The following is a 20,897-nucleotide window of genomic DNA, read 5'->3' as shown; positions in this document are numbered from 1 at the left end:
GAATATGACAGGAAAAATTTATAGTCAAATAGTCAGTTTTATTTGGTCTATTGCAGATGATGAATTAAGAGATGTTTTTGTTAGGGGAAAATATAGGGATGTAATTCTACCTATGACTGTAATAAGAAGATTGGATGCTGTATTAGAAGATACAAAAAAAGAAGTTATGGAAATGAAAAAAAGGCTTGATGAAATGGAAGTTTTAAATCAAACAGAGGCACTTTGTTCTGTATCAGGACAAGCTTTTTATAATGATTCTCCCTTTATACTTAAAGATCTAACCTCAAGAACTAAAAAACAGCAATTAGAAGCAGATTTTTTAGCTTATTTAGATGGATTTTCACCAAACATACAAGAAATATTAGAAAAGTTTAGATTTAGAGAACAGATTAAGGTTATGACAGATGCAGATGTTTTAGGAGATGTAATAGAAAAATTTGTAAGTCCCAGAATAAATATAAGTCCAAACTCAGTATTGGATGACAATGGAGATATATTGCTACCAGGACTTGATAATCATACTATGGGTACAGTTTTTGAGGAACTAATAAGAAAATTTAATGAAGAAAATAACGAGGAGGCTGGGGAACACTTTACACCAAGAGATGCTGTAAGACTTATGACTGATTTAATGTTTAAGCCTATAGCAGATAAAATAAGTGATGGAACCTATCTGTGCTATGATGGTGCTTGTGGCACAGGGGGAATGTTGACTATAGCAGATGAAAGGCTTAAGGAATTAGGGAAAAAGAATAATAAAAACTTTTCAATACACCTTTACGGGCAAGAAAGTCAACCAGAAACCTATGCCATAGCTAAAGCTGATATGATTTTAAAAGGTGATGGTTCACAAGCTAATAATATATCTTATGGCTCAACCTTGTCTGTAGATGCTAATCCAACTACGGAATTTGATTTTATGATATCAAACCCGCCTTATGGAAAGTCTTGGTCATCTGATGCAAAAAAAATGGGTGGAAGAAATAAACTAACAGACTCTAGGTTTGTGGTTAGTTTTGGAGATGAAGAAGAGTTTAGGATGGTTCCTTCTCAATCTGATGGTCAAATGTTATTTTTAGCTAATAATATTGCTAAGATGAAGCATAGTACACCACTTGGTAGTAGAATAGTTCAAGTACATAATGGATCATCCTTATTTACTGGAAATGCAGGAAGTGGAGAGAGTAACTTAAGAAGATATATAATAGAAAATGATTACTTAGAGGCAATAGTAGCCCTACCTGAGAATATGTTTTATAACACAGGAATAGCTACTTATGTTTGGGTTCTTTCTAATAGGAAAGAAGATAGAAGAAAGGGTAAAATCCAGTTAATAGATGCTACTAGCTTTAAAAAACCTCTTAGGAAAAATCTAGGGAATAAAAACTGTGAAATATCAGAAGAATTAAGAGAAGAAATAATGAAAATGTATTTAGATTTCGAAGAAAATGAATTCAGTAAAATATTTGAAAATGAAGAGTTTGGATACTATGAAATAACAGTAGAGAGACCACTTAGGTTAAAGGTAAACCTAAGTCAAGAAAACTTAGACAAGCTAGAAGAAAGTCTAAAGAAGAATGATAAATATATATTTGACCTAGTATTAAAGCTAAAAGAGAAAGAAAGAAAAGAAGAATATTTAGATTATAATTTATATATAGAAAAATTAGAAAACCTAGCAGAAGAAAAGGATGAAAAGTTTTTAGCTAGGCATAGAAAACTTATACAGGACAACTTAACTATAGCTGATGAAAAGGCTAAAAAGCTTATAAAGTCCTCAAAGAAAAAAGGTAAAGAAAATCCTATATATGGAGTATTTAGAGAGGATAATCTATATATAGAATATGAACAAGATACAGATCTAAGAGATACAGAAAGAATTCCTTTAAACTATAATGGAGGAATAGAAGGATTTTTCAAGGAAGAGGTTATTCCCTATGTTGGGGATGCTTGGATAGATGAAAGTAGAACTAGAATAGGCTATGAAATAAGCTTTACAAAATATTTTTACAAGCCAGTAAAATTAAGATCATTAGAAGAAATAGTAGAAGATATAAAGGCTTTAGAAGAAGAGACAGACGGCTTATTAGATGAGATAATAGGGGGCTAGATGGAAATGAAATTTAAGCCTTATGAAGAATATAAGAAAGTAGATTTACCATGGATAGATGAAATACCAAGTCATTGGGAAATGAAGAAGATTAAATATATTTTTAGTGAACGTAATGAAAGAGGCAAAGAGAGAGAACCTCTATTGGTAGCTAGTCAAAGACATGGAGTCATTCTAAAGTCTATGTATGAAAATAGAACAGTTGAAGCCCTAAGAAACTTAGAAAGTTTAAAATATGTAAATGTGGGAGACTTTGTAATAAGTTTGAGAAGTTTTCAGGGGGGGATAGAATATGCGTATTACAGTGGTATAATAAGCCCGGCTTATACAATAATGATTCCAAAAGGAGAAGTAGTTAGAAGATATTTTAAATATTTAGCAAAGTCATATAATTTTATAAAGCTATTACAAACATGTGTAACAGGAATTAGGGAAGGGCAAAATATTGACTATAATAAACTACGAGATCAAAAAATATTCTTACCCCCAAAAGAAGAACAGGATAAAATAGCAGACTTCCTAGACCATAATTTAAGTAAGATAGATAAATTTATAGAGCTAACAGAAAGGCAGATAGAGCTTTTAAAAGAGCAAAAGGAAGTTATAATTAATGATGCTGTAACTAAGGGAATAGATAAAGATGTAGAGTATAAGGACAGTGGTATAGATGGGATAGGTGAGATACCTAAGCATTGGGGAAGAGATAAAACTATTAGAATATTTAAAAGGATAGGAAGTGGCACAACTCCAAATAGTAGTAATTTGAATTATTATAATAATGGTCAATATAATTGGATAAATTCAGGAGACTTAAAATCAAAATATTTATATAAATCGAAAAACAAAATCACAGATATAGCAGTAAATGAAAACCCTAGTTTAAAACTATTCCAAGAAAATACAATAGTAATTGCTATGTACGGTGCAACAATTGGTAACTTAAGTATTTTAAAAAAAGAATCGTATATGAACCAAGCTTGCTGTGGTTTAGCTCAGTATGAAGATGATTATATTGTAAATTATTCATATTTTGCTTTACAAAGCATAAAACAATTTCTATTAGAAAGTGCTCGTGGAGGAGGACAACCAAATATAAGTCAAGATATAATAAAACAAACATGGCTTCCAATACCTCCAAAAAAAGAGCAGGAAGAAATTGTATCTTATATTGAAAAAGAAACTAGTAAAATAGATAGGACTATAGAGCTTTACAAAAGTCAGATAGATTTAATTAAAGAATATAGGACTAGTTTAATAGCTAGTGCAGTTACTGGGAAGATAGATGTAAGGGATTTTTAGGAGGGATTATTTGGCTCAAATAGATGTCTATAGAAGGAACATAGAAAATAAGAGAAAGCAAATTAATAAACTGTCCTCAGACAGAGCTAAGGAAAGAGAGAAAATATCAAAAGAAAGTAAAAATATAATAAATGCAAAAAAATCTATATCTAGAACGAAATCACAGTCAACTATTAAATCTAAGCTTAGAACTATAGAAAATGCGGAAAAAAAGATTTCTGATAGTCATAAAAAGGTAGCTGATTTGGAAAGTAAAATATCAAAGTTAGAGAAAGATATTTTAAATGAAGAAAAGAAGTTATCGAGAGAGAAGAAGAAAATAGAAGATAAAAGATTAAATGAAGAGAAGAAAAGAATTAGATCATCAGAAAAATTAAGTAGTCAGCTTCAGAATAGTATATACAATAATGAAGTATTTAAAGAACAGGTGGTAAGGGATATTGAGAAGTTAAAAAATATACCCGAAAAAATAATTATATTATTTATTTCATCCAACCCTAAAGACCAGAGTAGTCTAAGGTTAGATGAAGAGGCAAGGGAAATAGAAGAAAATATAAAAAAATCTAAAAATAGAGATTCAATAGAATTTAAAACAATTTGGGCAACTCGTCCCTTAGATATATTAGATGCTATAAATGAACATAAACCTACGATTATTCATTTTAGTGGCCATGGAACAGCAGATGGATCTTTAGTTTTTGAAGATTCAAATGGTAATAGTAAGTTTGTAAGTAAAGATGCAATATTTCAAGTAATTTCAGGAGAATCAGAAACAGTAAAGTTGGTATTTTTCAATAATTGTTTTTCATATATTCAGGCTAAAGAAATAATGAAAAGTATAGATTTTGCAATAGGTATGTCAGATGCTATTGGTGATAAGGCCGCTATAATATTTTCTTCTAAGTTCTATTCATCAATAGGATTTGGTAATACAGTAAAAAAAGCATTTAATCATGGTATAAGTGCTATAATGCTAGAAGGAATTTTAGAAGAAGATATACCAAGACTATATTATAGAGATGATAGCTTAGAGATAGACAAACCATTAGTGTTGCCAGATGAAGAGAGTATTCATATAAATCAAGAGATGGATAAGCTAAGTGGTGAAAGAGAAGATAAATATATAATAAATGTGCATATAAATGGAGACGGGCAAATAAATTTAGCTCAAGATAAGTCCACTATAAATGCTGTCCAAAATAACAATAGTAATGACTTAGAAGAGCTATCTAAGGAAATAAAGGAAATATTAAGGGGTATAGATTTAGATAAAGAAATTAAAGAAAACATAAAAGATAATATTGAAGTGTTAGAATCCGAATTATTAGAAGAGAAACCTAGAAAAGGATTTATAAGGACAGCTATAGATGGTCTTGAAAATTCACTACCAAATATAAAGAATCATATAGAATTAACTGCAAATATAACAAGTATTATAGGATTTGCAATGGCTGTAATTAAATAAATAGGGGTGAGATAGTTGTTTACTAATGTAAAAGAAGAGGGACTTGAAGATATAATTGTAGAATATCTTGTGGAAAACAACGAATATGAGCTTGGAAATACTGGAGATTATAACTTAGACTTTGCAGTAGATGAAGGAAGGCTTATAAGGTTCTTAGAATATACACAGCCTCAACAAGTAGAGCTTTTAGGCATAAAGGAAAGTGAACATAGGAAGAAACAATTTTTTGATAGGTTATCAAAAGAAATCACTAAAAGAGGAATTATTGATGTACTTAGAAATGGTATAAAAGTATATCCAGCCGATTTAATAATGTTTTATTTAACTCCATCAGATATGAACCTAGAATCACAAAAAAACTTTAATAAGAATATTTTTTCTGTTACTAGACAGCTACAGTATTCTAAAAGTAATAGAAGATTGGCTTTAGACCTGGCTATTTTTATAAATGGTCTACCTGTAATTACTATGGAACTTAAGAATACCCTAACTAATCAAAACTATAAGGATGCTATATATCAATATAAAAATGACAGGGATCCAAAAGATTTACTTTTTCAGTTTAAAAGATGTATGGCTCACTTTGCAGTTGACGATAATGAGGTATATTTTTGTACAAAATTAAGTGGGGATAGTTCTTGGTTCTTGCCTCTTAATAAGGGTTTTCAAAATGGTAGGGGCAATCCTCCCAATCCTAGTGGCATAAAGACAGATTATTTGTGGAAGATAATATTAGAAAAAAATGAACTTACTAATATTATAGAGAACTATGCTCAATTAGTAGTAGAGGTGGATGAGGAAACTAAGAAAAGAAAAGAGAAACAAATATTTCCTAGATACCATCAGTGGGATGTTGTAAAGAAACTGTTAGCAGATGTTTATAATAATGGAGTGGGGAAGAAATATTTAATTCAACATTCAGCGGGAAGTGGAAAGAGTAATTCTATAGCTTGGACAGCACATCAACTAGTTTCTCTTGAAAGAGAAGGGAAAAACCTAGTTGACTCTGTAATAATAGTTACAGACAGGGTTATACTTGATAAGCAAATAAGAGATACCATAAAGCAGTTTATGCAAGTTTCTAGCACTGTAGGCCATGCTGAAAGCTCTGCAGATTTGGCAAAACTTATTAATGAAGAGAAGAAGATAATTATAACGACTGTTCATAAATTTTCATTTATATTAGATGAGATTGGAACTTCTCATAGGAATAGTAAGTTTGCAATCTTAATAGATGAGGCACACTCTAGCCAAAGTGGTAGTTTATCAGCCAATATGAATATAGCTCTTTCAGGTATTGATGAAGAAGAAACTACAGAAGATAAGATTATTAGAATAATGGAAGGCAGAAAGATGCTTGATAATGCTAGTTATTTTGCCTTTACTGCTACACCTAAGAATAAAACTTTAGAGATGTTTGGAGAAGAAGTTCTTAAAAATGGGGAAATAAAGCATGAACCTTTTCATAACTATAGTATGAAACAGGCCATAGAAGAAGGATTTATATTGGATGTATTACAAAACTATACAACTATAAAAAGCTATTATAAATTAGCAAAGATAGTGGAAGATGACCCTATGTATGATACAAAAAAAGCTCAGAGGAAGTTAAGAAATTATGTTGAGTCTAATGAATATGCTATAGGGCAGAAAGCAGATATAATGATAAATCATTTTCATGAACAAGTTATAAATAAGGGCAAGATTAATGGACAGGCTAGGGCCATGGTTATAACTAGTAGTATAGAGAGGGCTATAGAATATTATTATGCAATTGAAAAATCTTTGGCTGAAAGAAAGAGTCAGTATAAAGCTATTGTTGCTTTTTCTGGAGAGAAGGAGTTTAAGGGGCAAAAGTTAACTGAATCCAAAGTCAATGGATTTCCAAGTTCTCAAATTGAAAAGAAAATAAAGCATGATCCCTATAGATTTTTAGTTGTTGCAGATAAGTTTCAGACGGGTTATGATGAGCCCTTACTCCATACTATGTATGTAGATAAACCTCTTTCTGGAATAAAAGCTGTACAAACGCTTTCTAGGTTAAATAGGTCTCATCCTGGTAAGGTTGATACATTTATTTTAGATTTTGTAAATGATGTTGATCTTATAAAAGAAGCTTTCCAATCCTATTATACAACTACAATTTTATCAGAAGAGACGGATCCTAATAAACTATATGATATACAAAGTGAGTTAGAATTTCATCAAGTATATTCTGATTATCAAATTAATGAACTAGTTGAAAAATATATTAATGGGGTTAGTCGTGAAAAATTAGATTATATATTGGATACTTGTGCTAAAGAATATAAGGAACTTGAAGAAGATGAACAAATAGATTTTAAAGGTAATGCGAAGGCTTTCGTAAGAACCTATGGTTTTTTAGCATCAATATTGCCTATTGGAAATATTGAATGGGAAAAACTTAATATATTCTTAAGATTATTAATTCCTAAATTACCTTCACCTAAGGGAGAAGACTTATCTAAGGGTATATTGGAATCTATAGATTTAGATAGTTATAGAGTTCAGGCACAAAAAAGCTTATCTATAGTTTTAGAGGACGAGGGTGATTATGAAATAGATCCTGTACCTACAAGTGGAAAGGCCTATATAGACAATCCAGAACTAGATTACTTAAGCAAAATATTAGACGTTTTTCATGATATGTTTGGAGATATAGATTGGAAAGATGAGGACCAAGTTAAAGATCATATATCAAAAATTCCAAAGGCTGTAGCAAAGGATAAAGCCTATCAAAATGCTATGAAAAATTCAGATAAACAAAATGCTAAACTAGAAAGTGAAAGGGCATTAGGTAGAGTTATTATGAACATGATGACAGATAATATTGAAATCTTCAAGCAATATCAAGATAACGATTCATTTAAAAAATGGCTTTCTGACTTAGTTTTTGATGTAACTTATAATACTGAGGGGAAAGAGTTTGATAGTAATTTAAAGATTTAAATAAATAAACAAGATTGCATCTATCTCAAATTTAAGGTAGGGTGAAAAACTTGATAGATTTTGATGATGATTTATTAGAAAAAATAAAATATAAGATTGATGTTAATGAAAACATAAAAGACTTTGTTTTAAATAATAATAATTATTTTATTGTAAGTAGCTACGCACAATTGAAAGATTTAAATAAAATATATAGATTTATTAACATATTAAATAAGAAAAAGTCTGAAAGTAAAAAATATGATGCTGAATTAGAAAAACTGCTAGAAAACAATTACTTCATTATAAATTTTGACTTAGATTTAAAGAAAACTAAGGTAGCATTCTTAAACAAGGGTAATTTTCTTTATATAAGAAATAGCATCTTTTTTGGAGAACTAACAAATATTGTAGACATAGAAGATGAAGAGTGTTTTGAAGGTAAGTTGATATTAGATGATTGTTTTGTTAAAAAAGAAATAGATTTTATTTTTGACCCAGTTTATTTTGAAGCTAAGGGATGTAAATTTAAAAATACAATAAAAATTCATGATTTACCGGATGGTTTTGTAGCATCACATTCAGAATTTGAAGATATAGATTTAGAATCTTTTTCTTTGGATAAAGTTTATCTTTATGGCTGTTATGGAGATAAATTAAGTATTAACTTTGATTATTATGAACCTGATTTTAAATCATTAAAAATGGAAGATTGCACTTTTGAAGAAGTGATTGTTAATTCCAATGAATCTGCGAGTAAGGTCATAAGTGAAGAAATAATTTTAAATCGATGTAATTTTGATTTGTTTTATTTTAATAAATTGCTAGGATTAAGATTAATAATTGGTGGAAATAATATAGGAAATATTAGCGTTGTAAGATCAATAATTAGTCAAGAATTTATTTTTACCAATCAATCATTTAACAGTATAAATCTAATTGATACTTACTTTACTGGGAAAACCTTATTTGATTTAGATTTTGTTGAGTATGCAGATATGGACAAAACACTTAAGAATGATCTAACAGACGAAGAATTTCTTTATAATATTGAATCCTTTTTAAGAATTGCGGTGAATGAAGAAAACCCAGAAATAAAATTAAAACTAAAATATTTTAAGGATTACCAGAAAAACAAAGTATATAATAGAGGCATAACGAAATTTTCAAACAATTTGTTGGATCTTACTACTGGATATTTTACAAATTATAAAAGAATAGTGATTACCATGGTTAGTATTATAATTATATTCGGGTTTATATATTCATTGTTTCCACGGAATATTTTAATAGATGGGCAATCGTTAAATTTCATTGCAAGTGGTGATTATTTGAGTATCTTATATAATTCAATGTATTTTTCTTTAATAACTTTTACTACTATTGTTTACGGTAATATATCTCCTATAGGAATATTAAAATTATTTTCAGGAATTGAAGGATTACTAGGTGTGTTAACTACTGCCTCTTTAATTACTGTTTTTGCAAGAAAGTTCACTTAAAATATAATATTTATTGAAGAATAAGAGTAAATAGGGAGGATGCAAGAATGGACAAGGATAAAATGTTTAATCTTATTCAAGAGGACATTGGTAAAATTGAACAACAACTTAATAATAGAAATGGATCACAAGAACTTTGGAATGATTTACAAGTTAGATATTCAATGATTTTATCAGATCTTGTAAAACATGTGAAAGTTGGTGGCAAAATAGCAGCTGTAGGGCAGGAATTTGATTATAGGCCTGAATTAAAGAAGCTGAAAACTGCTTTACTTACTTGGATAATGATGAATGAGGATAAATTAGAATTAAGTAAAGAAAATATAGATAATGAAGCGAAAGATTTACTGAATGAAGTGCCACAAGAATCAATAGAATCAGAATTAAGAAGTTTGATTATGGAATCAAAATTGTATATTCTTAAAAAAGATTTTACAGAAAAGAAAATTGGAATTGATAAAATATGGGATGCTTTTGAGCGATTAAAAACCATGAAATCTTCAGATAAGAAAAATTCTATAGAACGAATTATTGATGAGATTTCGGGTGGTGATGAAGAATTAAAGTTTCAAATAGATGAAGAGTTTAGACTATTAACAAAGATAGGTAACACTTATTCCATTAGACATCACGAAATTGATCAAAAAAAATTTCCAAACAATGAATATATAGAATATTTTTATTTCAGTATGTTAGCATTAATATCTTTTGTTTTAAATATGCTCAATATGGAGGAGTAAATCACATATCTTTACTGGAACTGGGACTGGAACGGGTAAAGTTAAGTTGAAATACATCTAAACTAGACGGATAGAACATAAATGAACGGCCAAATAATGGCTAATTTGAAAGCTTTTGCATACAGTTGATAATATGTAATGAAGAGTGGGAGTAATTATAAGAAAGCCCCAAGCCCTTATATAACAAGGGATTGGGGCTTTTACCTTTTTAAAAATCCTATTCATGATTTTTATTAATCAATATTCCTAGTTCATAATCATTATAATAAAAAGCTATAACCATAACTTTCCGAATTTATTAACAAAAGTTAAACTAATATTTATAGTACAAATACTAGTTCACTTGAATCATATTGACCATCTTTATAGAGAATTATATATTTTCTAGCTTATTGTGGTCTAAAATAATAATTGTCTTTCTATCCCTTTTAATAAGTCCTTCTTTTTCTAACAACTTAAACTTGCGGGACAATGTTTCAGGAGTTGTTCCTAAAAACGCTGCAAGTTCCTTCATTTTCATAGGTAATACTACGCAATTTTCTTCTTTAACTTTTGAAAGGTTAATTAAATAGGTTGCTAAACGTTCTTCTACCTTTTCCATCACTAAAAACTGTGTTTGTTGTTCTAATTTTAATGATTTTTCTGCGTTGATTTCTAGTAGCTTTAAAGTAATTTGGGGATATTTCAATAATAGTTTCTGAAAGTCTGATTGCCGCAAGACACAGACTTCTGTTTGTTCTAGGGCTTCACCAAAAAGGGTATTATTATCAGCTCCAAATAATTGATTTTCACCTTCATATCCACCTGGTTCAACAACTCTTAATAATTGTTCTTTTCCAGTTACAGATAGTTGATATACTTTCATATTTCCACGAGCCACAATGATCAATTGAGCTTCTTCATCCGGAGAAAAAACCAGTTCTCCTTTTTCTACCAAGTGATGAGTTACTAATTCATTAATTTTCTTTTGATCTTCAATATTTAAATGATTAAAAAGTGGTACTAATGAAACACAAAGATGGTTATATGTCATGGAAATCCCCCCTTTAACATGCTAATGTTTAATTATCAACTGTATTATTCGAAATAGTTCTATATTAAGAATCTTTTTCAACTGCTTTTAAAACAGAATAGCCCATATCTTCTATTGCCTTTTTAATATCAGCAATAGAAGTTTTTTCTTTATCAAAATTGGTTTTGACTTTACTGGCGTTAAAAAGTACCTTTACACTTTGTTGATCTACACCATCCACATGTTTTACTGCACTCTCTATTTTTTGCATACAAGTTGGGCAAGCTAATGTTTCTAACGTAAAAATTGCTTTTGTCATTGATAACTCCTCCTTATTTAAACTTCTTCATAGATATGATCTGCTTGTTCTAACATATGATATGTTGCGACAAATGTGGGACAAACATCTGTGGGAATAGCATAATTATTTGTGAGTTTTCGTAATTCAGTAAATTCCAGATCTAAATTTATTGTATCTGTAATACTACTTTGTATTTTATCTTGAATAGCTGTATAAATTTTTTTCACACCAAAAACTTCTGGATGATGTTCTTTATGAGCACGCGTAATTGCAGTTGTGTATAAATCTAAGATTTCTTGGTTTTCTTTGAAATATTTTAATACATTTGCCATAAATAATCCTTCTTTCTCTATTATACTATTTATTAGGCTGTTTTTAATATGGTTCATGTCTCTCGGTACTTATATATTGCTTTTGATATTTATAGTATAGACAATTTACTATGATAAAAACTTGATATCTATCAAGTTTTTATCAAATTATCTTTTAGTGAATACTTTAATAAGCGCATACCGTTTAAAATAACCACTAAGATACTTAATTCATGGACAAGCATACCGATTGTCATGTTCATCCATTGACTGAAAATTAAACTTAACAATAAAATAATAACCACACCAATAGCAATCACAATATTTTCTTTCATGTTTCTTGCAGTGGCTTTACTTAAACCTAGTGCATGCGGTAGTAGACTGAAATTAGAGTTCATCAAAACAATATCAGAGGTTTCAATAGCAACATCAGTTCCATTCCCCATTGCAATGCCGACATCTGCTAAAGCTAGGGAAGGACTATCATTTACACCATCTCCAACAAAGGCAACAATTTGACCTTGTTTTTGTAATTGATCAATATAAGCGGATTTATCTTCTGGAAGCATATTTCCATGTGCCTCTGTTAGACCTAACTGTGTTGCGACTAAATTCACTGTTCCTTGATTATCCCCAGAAAGAACTATAAGATTTTTTACACCCATGACTTTAAGTTTTTTTAAATCTTCGTTTACACCTGTACGAATTTGATCACGAATTCCAAGCAAAAGTTTTAATTCATCATCTATGGCTGTTAAGACTAGTGAATCACCATTTTTTTCAAAGGTAGCAATATCATTTACTACTTGTGGATTTAATAATATTCCTTCATTTTTTATCAACGTTACATTTCCAACAATAACTCGATGCCCCTCAATGGTTGCAATGATACCACCACCTTTTATAACCTCAGTATTGGTCACAGGACTTGGAGGAACCTCACCAATACTTTCCAAGATAGCTTTTGCCAAAGGATGATCCGATTCTTTTTCAATGTTAGCTAGATAACGAAAAGGATCTTTTGATTCTGTTCCATAAATTGATTGTTCTGCGACTTTTGGACTCCCCATTGTTAACGTTCCTGTTTTGTCAAATACAATTGTATCTACGCCACTGAAACTGTTAACTACTTCACTACCTTTTAGTAAAATTCCATTTTTAGCACCATTTCCGATGCCTGAAACATTTGAAACGGGAACTCCTATGACCAAAGCACCTGGACACCCTAATACTAAAATGGTAATAGAGAGTTCAAGATTACGAGTAATCACCCATACAAGAATTGCTAGTGCAAGAACAATAGGTGTATAGTATTTAGAAAATCCATCAATAAAACGTTCTGCCTCAGATTTTGAGTCTTGTGCTTCTTCTACTAATTCAATAATTTTCCCGAAGGTTGTATCTTCTCCAACTTTATCTGCTCGAATTTTTAGCGTTCCATTTTCTAAAATCGAACCTGCGAATACTTCACTCCCTTTTACTTTTGTTAAAGGAACAGATTCACCTGTGATGCTTGCTTCATTAATATAGCCATCTCCACTTAAAACAGTACCATCAACAGGAACCTTTGCCCCAGTTTTAACCAGTAGAATATCCCCTTCCTCCACTTCATCCACATCAACCTCTTTAAAACTACCATCGTTTAATTGAAGCAATGCATTTTCAGGTGCCATAGCTATTAGTTCTTTAATGGCTGATCTTGTTTGATTCAATGTTCGTTGCTCTAAATAAGCTCCAAACAGAAATAAAAATGTGACAATAGCTGATTCTTCATAGTTTTGAATCAAAAACGCTCCAAATACTGCAATAGTAACCAATAAATCAATGCTCACTACATGAACCTTCAGTGCCCTATATGCTTGTATTGCAATAGGCAAAACACATATAACGGAGGCAATTACTAATGAACTGATTACTATATACGAGTTTTGTAGAATAAAGTGGCCTACCAGAGCTACTAAAAGTAAAAAACCATTTATTAACACAATTTGATTTTTCTTTCTCAAAATATATTTTTGCATTACGATTCTCCTCTCTCTTATTCTTGACAGTATTATATTGCTTTCCAAAAGAAAAAAACTTGATAGCTATCAAGTTTTAAAATCTCTTTTTATCTTTTTGTAAACTTTATTAAAACGGGTTCACCTTAATATATCTTAATTTATATTGGGAATGAGGAAGGAGTAGGTAATATATAGGTATAGGTGTAGCGTATTTATTAGATTTAAGATAAAATTAGTATATACACTTAAATAATATTATGATGGGATAATTTTAAGAGATAGGAGTGGTACATTTGAAACCAATGAAGAAAACAAAATTATTGGAAAAGCTACGTTATCTTCCCTTAATTTTTATGGGGATATTCTTTGTATATTTTGCATTTAACTTTAGAGAATTATCAGTTAATGATATTTTAAATTATACGCCATCTAATTATTTTTTAGCAGGAGTTATAATGGTATCTTTTTTCGCAATAAAATCAATTTCTGTAGTTATCCCTCTTACACTTCTTTATATTAGTTCAAGCATCATATTTTCTTGGTATTGGGCTATTATAGTAAATCTAATAGGATTGTTTGTTAGTATGACTATTCCTTATTATATAGGAAAGTTTTCTGGAAAAGATGTAGTAGATAAATTAATGTCCAAATACCCTAAAATTAATAAAGTAAATGATATCAAAGTAAAAAACCAGTGGGCTTTTGTATTTATTGTAAAGATATTAGGGTTTATACCTAATGACGTAAGTAGTATAGTCTTAGGTTCATTGAATACAGATTATAAAGCATTTATTATATCTTCTGTACTGGCTAAGACTCCAATGATGTTAGCTAAAACTTTAATAGGAGCTAATATTAATCAACCAGGGAGCAAAGGATTTAAAGTAGCAATTTTAATTTCAATATTAGTTTTTATATTTACTGTGGTTATTTATTGGAAAAACAAAGATATAAACAAATAAAGAGTTAAAAACATCTAAAATAGACTAGTGATTTTATAAAAATTAAGAATAATATGAGTAAACAGGGTTAGTGTAATATATTAAGTGATTTATAAAATGTAAATTTTGTATGATTCTAATTTGTCTATACAAAATAGAAAGCCTATAATCCTCATTTAAAATGAGGTGTAGGCTTTTGTTTTATTTTAGACTTGACAATATAAGTTGTATACCATAATATGAATATAGGTAAGTACTTACTAACATTAGTAACAATCATGAAAAATAAGGAGGTGCTAAAGAAAATGAATAAAGAAGATAGAAGAAAACAAATATTAGATGCAGCCATGACGGTATTTACTGAGAAGGGCTTTAATGGAAGTACCACTTTGGAAATAGCAAAAGCAGCGAATATAGCGGAGGTGACATTGTTTAGATACTTTTCATCTAAACAGGAAATATTTTTAGAAGGCATTAAGCCTATTCTATTTAGTACTTTAGAAGAAACGATAAATGCTTCAAAAGAATTAAATGCTGAAGAAAAATTAGAATATATATTATATGAAAGGATTAGTTTGATATCAAATAACTACAAAACAGTTAAATTAATACTTACAGAAGCACCGCTTTTAGAGGAACTAGGTAGTGAAAACTTTATGAGTAAAATACTACAGATTCTTGAAAGTATGCTTACTCAAATAGGTGTATCTATAAATGATAAAGGTTTTATCTTAAGAATATTAATGGGGTCAATATTATCATTTTTATATATGCCTGAAATGGATGAAGAAAACATTAAAAATTATGTTAGTAAAGTTGTGTCTATTATATTAAAAGAAACTAATAAATAAGGCAGGGTGTGACTTGTATGAATAAGTTATTTAAATGGATAGGTAATTTAATAGAGAAATGGTCTGTTAAGACACTATTAGTTACAATAGCACTATTTGCAATATTAATTGCTGGCGTGTCAAATGTTAGAATGGCAACAGGAAACGATACCTTGGTTAAAAATGATAATGAAGTATATATATCAAATAAGCAAATGGAAAATTCATTTGGTGGGGATGCAATTCTAGTTCTTTTTACAGATCATGCAAAAGGAAATTTATTATCATATGAAAATCTGCAAAAGATGTGGGATGTAGAGCAAAGATTTAAATATGAAGAAGATATCTTTTCTTTTATGAGTCCAGCAAGTATAGTTCATCAAATGACTCAAAGGCAAAGTATTGAAATAAAAAATCAGGTACTTACATTGAGTGATGGTTTAGATGAGATGAGTTCTAAGATGATAGACCTTGGGAATGAACTTAATTCAAAGGATATAAAGGATCCAAAAGAAATAGAAGAAAAGTTAAATGGGCTATCTGATTCCACAGAAGCATTTAATAAGCTTATTGCAGGTCAAGATAACCTTACAGAAGGTGCAAAACAGATTCAAGGGGGACTGTTTACTGCAGCGGATGGATTAGGCATAGCATCTAACCAACTAAAAGAACTAAGTGAGTTAACGGGTGAAAATGTAACACTAAAAGTGAAATTAATGGCTATATCAGAGAATATAAGTGCAAGCTCTAAAGGTATTAGGACCATGGGAGAAAAAACAACTAATGTTCAAGATGGAACTACAAATACTTCTAAAGCACTAACAAATGTTAGTGACAAGTTAACAAAAGAGACCTCATCTATGAAAGAAGGTTTAACAGGTGGAATTTCTCCAGTTGAGTTAAAAGAAATGGCTGAAGGCTTTGTTGTTATGGGAGAGAAACTTGGAGATGTGTCTAAAGGGCTTAAGATATTTCATACTAAAAGCAATATGATGATAGCTGATATACCTGGGGACCAATCACAATTAGACAGTATATTATATGATGAAAACAATAAAATCAGATTAATGTTTTCTGATGTAGTTATAGATGATGAAAGTAGTTTAATGGTTGTAAAGCTCAAGGGGAACCTGGGAGATGAATATAAGGATCAAGTAGTTAAAGATTTAACCACAGTATTAGAAAATGAAGGGTTTAAGAATCTTTCTTATGTTGTATCTGGAAAACCAGTGCTAGATTCTTCACTTCGAACTGAGATGAAATCTAATATGAAGGTTATGGTTGTATTAGCAGTCTTAATAATGTTTATCGTCCTTGCCCTTGTATTTAAAGTTAAGTGGAGGATACTTAGCTTAGGCATTATTTTGGTATCTGTAATAACAACTTTGGGATTTATGGGAATTTTGAGTGTACCTATCACCATGGTATCCATGGCAGTTTTCCCTATATTAATAGGACTAGGTATTGATTACTCCATACAATTCCATAATAGATATGAAGAAGAAAAGTCAGTAAAAAGAACAATGAATCAAATGGGAAAACCAGTAGCTGTAGCTGTCTTTGCTACAGTACTAGGGTTTATATCCTTATATGCTTCACCAGTACCTATGATTCAGGAATTTGGTAAGATGTTAACTATAGGAGTAATAATAAGCTTTTTAGGAAGTATATTCTTACTTATGCCTATATTGAATTTGAGGCAAAAGATCAATAAAAAATATGAAATTAATACGGAGTCTAGTAAAAAGGAAATCGTAGAAAAGGAAACGCTATTAGATAGTATATTAAAAAATTCTACAAAGATAGTAATAAGATTTTCAATCCCAATATTGATTATTGTAATAGCTTTATCATTCACAGGATTTTTAGTCGACAAAAATGTGGGGGTGGAAACAGATATTGAGACCTTTATGCCACAAAATATGGAGGCTTTGAGAGATATACATTCTATTAGAGATAAGGTAGGTTCAACAGACCAAATGGCTATCTATATTAAAGATAGTAATATATTAACTGAGGAAAACATCGGTTGGATACAAGAAAAGACAAAGAATATTGAAGATAAGTATGGTGATATTGTAGTAGGAGTAAAATCTATAGATACATTAGTTAACAATATTTCATCGGAAAATAACTTAAGTTATGAAAACTATATAAATATAGTGGATACTTTGCCAAAGCAACAGGTAAGCATGTTTATAAATGATGATAAAACGGAATCTGTAATACTTTTAAATATAAAACATTTATCAACTGAAAGATTACAAGACTTTACAAAGCAGCTGAAAGACGACTCCAGTGATACAACTATGCAAATTCAAATTACCGGAAAGAGTGTTTTAGATGTGGAAATGGTAAATGGGTTGACAGCGGGAAGAGTTAAGATGACAATTATAGGTTTGGTACTGGTGTTTTTATCCCTTCTTCTAACATATAAAAACCTTATTAAGGCATTAATTCCAATAATTCCAGTGGCGTTAATAATAGGAATGTCCAGTGGCTTAATGTATCTGATAGGCATTAAGTACACGCCGATTACAGCAACTCTAGGAGCATTGGTTTTGGGTATGGGCACAGAGATGACAGTTATGCTACTTGAAAGATATATGGAAGAAAGAAAATCAGGAAAAGATAAATTAGAATCTATGATAACAACTGTCACTATGATAGGAAATGCTATTGTGGCATCAGGACTTACTACAGTAGGTGGATTTTCAGTACTAATGGCTTCTAGATTTATAATTCTAAGAGACTTTGGGTTAATGACTGTTATAAACATTACATTAGCTTTACTTAGTACATTTATAGTATTACCACCAATTATAATGCTATTAGATAGATTTATTTTAAACAAAGAGGAAATGAAAAATGTTTAAAAATTATCAGTAAATATTAAACTATTAAATTAGTATAAATCAATAATTAATCACAAAAGTATTAACATAGTGTAAACATAAGCATGAAAACTGAATAGAAGATAAAATTATTAAATTTAATTTTAAAAAAAGAAGTTCTTATTATAAAATAAGAACTTCTTTTTTTATATAATAAAGAGAAAAAACATTCATTATATAATATAATAAGTATATAAAATCAATTAAAGAACAACATATAGTATTTTAACTAATTAAAACATTCTCATAAATGAATTTTAAGATTCATAAATATATTAAAATGTATAATAAAAATAATAATGAAATACACTTTACATCATATTAATATTATGATATAAATATTTTTAACACAAAGTTAATATGAAATAAAAGTCGACTTATGAATCTTCAAATAAATATATACTATATTAAGTGAGTTATTTTAATAATATTATGTAAATAATAAAATTGACAGAGAATTTGATATATGATAATATATATTTATCTAATTAAATGTTAACAGTTTAAGAATTATTCATAACTTCAGATAAAGGATATCCTTTACATTAATCAATTCAGTATTTTATCAAATTAACAAAACATTAATAAAGTAAGTAAAAGAACAGTAATTTACTAATAAACTTATTTATATAGGCTTTGTTTCAATTTCATTTATCAGAATCTTTCATATGTTTTTATTATTAAATATAATGTAGTTCTATATCAAGATAAATTCATTGTACCTAAAACAAAATTTACGGGGAAACTTAAAGGTACAGTGTTATTTAAATATAAGAAAATTAAAAAAATTAAGAGGGGGAACGTTTATGAAAAGAAATAAACTTCTTACTACAGTTGCTGGAGTAGCTACTTTAGCTATAACATTAACAGCTTGTGGTAATAAGGCTCCAGAACAAGGCGATGATGCAAAAAAGCCAGAAGGTGACTTAAATAATAAGGCAACTGAAGTTATAAAGGCCGAGGATGCTTCAAAGAATCCAGAGGCAGCTAAAAATAGAAAAGATACTATAGTAATAGGTATAGATAAACCAGAGGGAGTATTTAATCCAGCATATTATGAAAGTGTATATGATAGATATGTAGCTGACGCTATGTTTGCATATATAGCAGATATTAAACATGATGGAAAATTAGAAGATGGGCTAGGATCAGTTAAACTTTCAGAAGATGGATTAACTTATACAATAACTTTAAAAGATGGAGTTAAATGGAGTGACGGTACTCCAATTACAACTGATGACTTAGAATTTTCCTTCTTTGTTAAGTCAGATAAAGCATATGATGGACCATCAGACTATAGTTCTTTAAAGATAAAAGGATGGGCTGCATATCATGATGGAACTTCAGATAAAATTGAAGGTTTAGAAAAAGTTGATGCTAAAACTCTTAAGGTTACATTAGAAGAAGTTAACGTATCTGCAATATATGATATTGGGAATTTTCAACCAATACCTAAGGAATTCTACGGAAAACACTATAAACAGGGGGAGGCAGACAAGCTTCAATCTGTGCACAGAACTCCAGAATTATTCTCAGGCCCATATAAATTAAAGGAATATAAAGAAGGACAAAGCATAACTTTAGAAGCTAATGAAAATTATTATAAAGGAAAGGCTAAAATTCCTAACCTAATATATAAAGTTACAAATAAAAATACTGCAATGCAGCTATTAGAGACTGGTGAAGTTGATATAAATGCATTAACAGTTAGCACTGAGAACGTATCTCAAATTAAAACTAAAGGATTCTTAGATCAACATATATACCCAACAAATGGATACGGATATGTAGCGTTTAATCATAGAAAAGAAGCTTTAAAAGATGTAAAAGTACGTCAAGCCATAGCTTATGCATTAAATAGAAAGGCTATTACAGATACAGTTTATAAAGGATATGCAGACGTTATAAATATCCCTCAAACAAGGGTTTCATCTGCTTACACAGATGATGTTGAAAAATATGAATTTGATAAAGAAAAAGCAAATTCATTATTAGATGAAGCAGGCTGGAAAAAAGGTTCAGATGGAATAAGAGAAAAGGATGGAAAGAAGCTTTCTCTTAAATTCTTGGCATCTACACCAAATGAGGTTAATGACGCTTTACTAAATATTGCGGTGGGCGACTTTAAAGAGGTTGGTATAGATTTTAAGGCGGAGCAAATGGATTTTGATACAATAAGAACTAAAACAAAACAAGAAGATGGGGATTACGATATGTACTTTATGGCTTGGGGTTTAACTCCAGATCCAGATTCAAGTACTATATTTAAAACTGGTGGATCACAAAACAAAATTGGATACTCTAATGCAAAAGTAGATGAGTTCTTAACAAAGGGACTTAAGGCTACTAACCAAGCTGATAGGGATAAGATATACCAAGATATGTATAAAGAGTTAAATAAAGATCTTCCATATATCTTCGTTTATCAAAGAAGAGATATGTGGGTTGTTAACTCAAGAATTAAAAATGTAGATGTATCTCCTTATAGAGAATTCACTACTGATTTAGCTAAGTACGAGATAGAGCAATAATTAAACTAT

At 29.7% G+C, this 20,897-nt stretch carries 14 protein-coding genes; 10 read left to right on the top strand and 4 right to left on the bottom strand.

What is annotated here, in order from left to right; genetic code table 11:
* Positions 1-4: 4 nt before the first annotated feature.
* The 6 genes from BV55_RS0101910 to BV55_RS0101885 are packed head-to-tail and all read left to right on the top strand — an operon-like array spanning position 5 to position 10,065.
* Positions 5-2,110, top strand: coding sequence for a type I restriction-modification system subunit M (locus BV55_RS0101910; protein ID WP_029451031.1), 2,106 nt, complete (start codon positions 5-7; stop codon positions 2,108-2,110).
* Positions 2,111-3,409: a restriction endonuclease subunit S gene (locus BV55_RS15225; RefSeq protein ID WP_084170472.1), complete on the top strand. Its 1,299-nt coding sequence runs from the start codon at positions 2,111-2,113 to the stop codon at positions 3,407-3,409. It begins immediately after the preceding gene.
* Between the two features lie 10 nt (positions 3,410-3,419).
* Positions 3,420-4,874, top strand: coding sequence for a CHAT domain-containing protein (locus tag BV55_RS0101900; RefSeq protein ID WP_051652367.1), 1,455 nt, complete (start codon positions 3,420-3,422; stop codon positions 4,872-4,874).
* 15 nt (positions 4,875-4,889) lie between these two features.
* Entirely contained in the window at positions 4,890-7,844 is a 2,955-nt protein-coding gene (locus BV55_RS0101895) for a type I restriction endonuclease subunit R (protein ID WP_029451025.1), read from the top strand.
* A gap of 50 nt (positions 7,845-7,894) precedes the next feature.
* Positions 7,895-9,325, top strand: coding sequence for a potassium channel family protein (locus BV55_RS0101890; protein ID WP_029451023.1), 1,431 nt, complete (start codon positions 7,895-7,897; stop codon positions 9,323-9,325).
* A 47-nt stretch (positions 9,326-9,372) separates the two neighbouring features.
* On the top strand, positions 9,373-10,065 hold the full coding sequence (locus tag BV55_RS0101885; protein WP_029451021.1) for a hypothetical protein: 693 nt from the start codon (positions 9,373-9,375) through the stop codon (positions 10,063-10,065).
* 373 nt (positions 10,066-10,438) lie between these two features.
* Here the strand turns inward: BV55_RS0101885 and BV55_RS0101880 are convergent, their stop codons facing one another.
* The 4 genes from BV55_RS0101880 to BV55_RS0101865 all read right to left on the bottom strand — a co-directional run bounded on the left by BV55_RS0101880 (position 10,439) and on the right by BV55_RS0101865 (position 13,710).
* The gene (locus BV55_RS0101880; protein WP_029451019.1) at positions 10,439-11,098 is read right to left on the bottom strand and encodes a Crp/Fnr family transcriptional regulator; all 660 of its coding nucleotides are present in this window, start codon (positions 11,096-11,098) and stop codon (positions 10,439-10,441) included.
* A 64-nt stretch (positions 11,099-11,162) separates the two neighbouring features.
* Complete coding sequence (locus BV55_RS0101875; RefSeq protein ID WP_029451017.1) at positions 11,163-11,396, bottom strand: heavy-metal-associated domain-containing protein; 234 nt, start codon at positions 11,394-11,396, stop codon at positions 11,163-11,165.
* A 17-nt stretch (positions 11,397-11,413) separates the two neighbouring features.
* Positions 11,414-11,710 carry a hypothetical protein gene (locus BV55_RS0101870; protein ID WP_029451016.1) on the bottom strand — a complete coding sequence of 99 codons (297 nt, stop codon included), beginning with the start codon at positions 11,708-11,710 and terminating at the stop codon, positions 11,414-11,416.
* Between the two features lie 131 nt (positions 11,711-11,841).
* Positions 11,842-13,710, bottom strand: a complete 1,869-nt coding sequence (locus BV55_RS0101865) for a heavy metal translocating P-type ATPase (protein ID WP_029451015.1) — start codon at positions 13,708-13,710, stop codon at positions 11,842-11,844.
* A gap of 284 nt (positions 13,711-13,994) precedes the next feature.
* Here BV55_RS0101865 and BV55_RS0101860 point away from each other — a divergent pair, with 284 nt between their 5' ends.
* The 4 genes from BV55_RS0101860 to BV55_RS0101845 all read left to right on the top strand — a co-directional run bounded on the left by BV55_RS0101860 (position 13,995) and on the right by BV55_RS0101845 (position 20,888).
* Positions 13,995-14,654 carry a TVP38/TMEM64 family protein gene (locus BV55_RS0101860; protein ID WP_216119213.1) on the top strand — a complete coding sequence of 220 codons (660 nt, stop codon included), beginning with the start codon at positions 13,995-13,997 and terminating at the stop codon, positions 14,652-14,654.
* 284 nt (positions 14,655-14,938) lie between these two features.
* A complete protein-coding gene (locus tag BV55_RS15015) occupies positions 14,939-15,484 on the top strand; it encodes a TetR/AcrR family transcriptional regulator (protein WP_051652366.1) in 546 nt (181 codons plus the stop codon).
* 17 nt (positions 15,485-15,501) lie between these two features.
* Positions 15,502-18,339, top strand: a complete 2,838-nt coding sequence (locus BV55_RS15010; protein ID WP_051652365.1) for a hydrophobe/amphiphile efflux-3 (HAE3) family transporter — start codon at positions 15,502-15,504, stop codon at positions 18,337-18,339.
* Between the two features lie 824 nt (positions 18,340-19,163).
* Positions 19,164-20,888 (top strand): ABC transporter substrate-binding protein, encoded by a 1,725-nt coding sequence (locus BV55_RS0101845; RefSeq protein WP_029451008.1) that lies wholly within the window; start codon positions 19,164-19,166, stop codon positions 20,886-20,888.
* Positions 20,889-20,897: the final 9 nt, after the last annotated feature.

The sequence above is a fragment of the Clostridium algidicarnis genome (assembly GCF_000703125.1).
Lineage (GTDB): Bacteria > Bacillota > Clostridia > Clostridiales > Clostridiaceae > Clostridium_L > Clostridium_L algidicarnis.
This window is presented reverse-complemented; position numbering and strand designations above follow the sequence as displayed.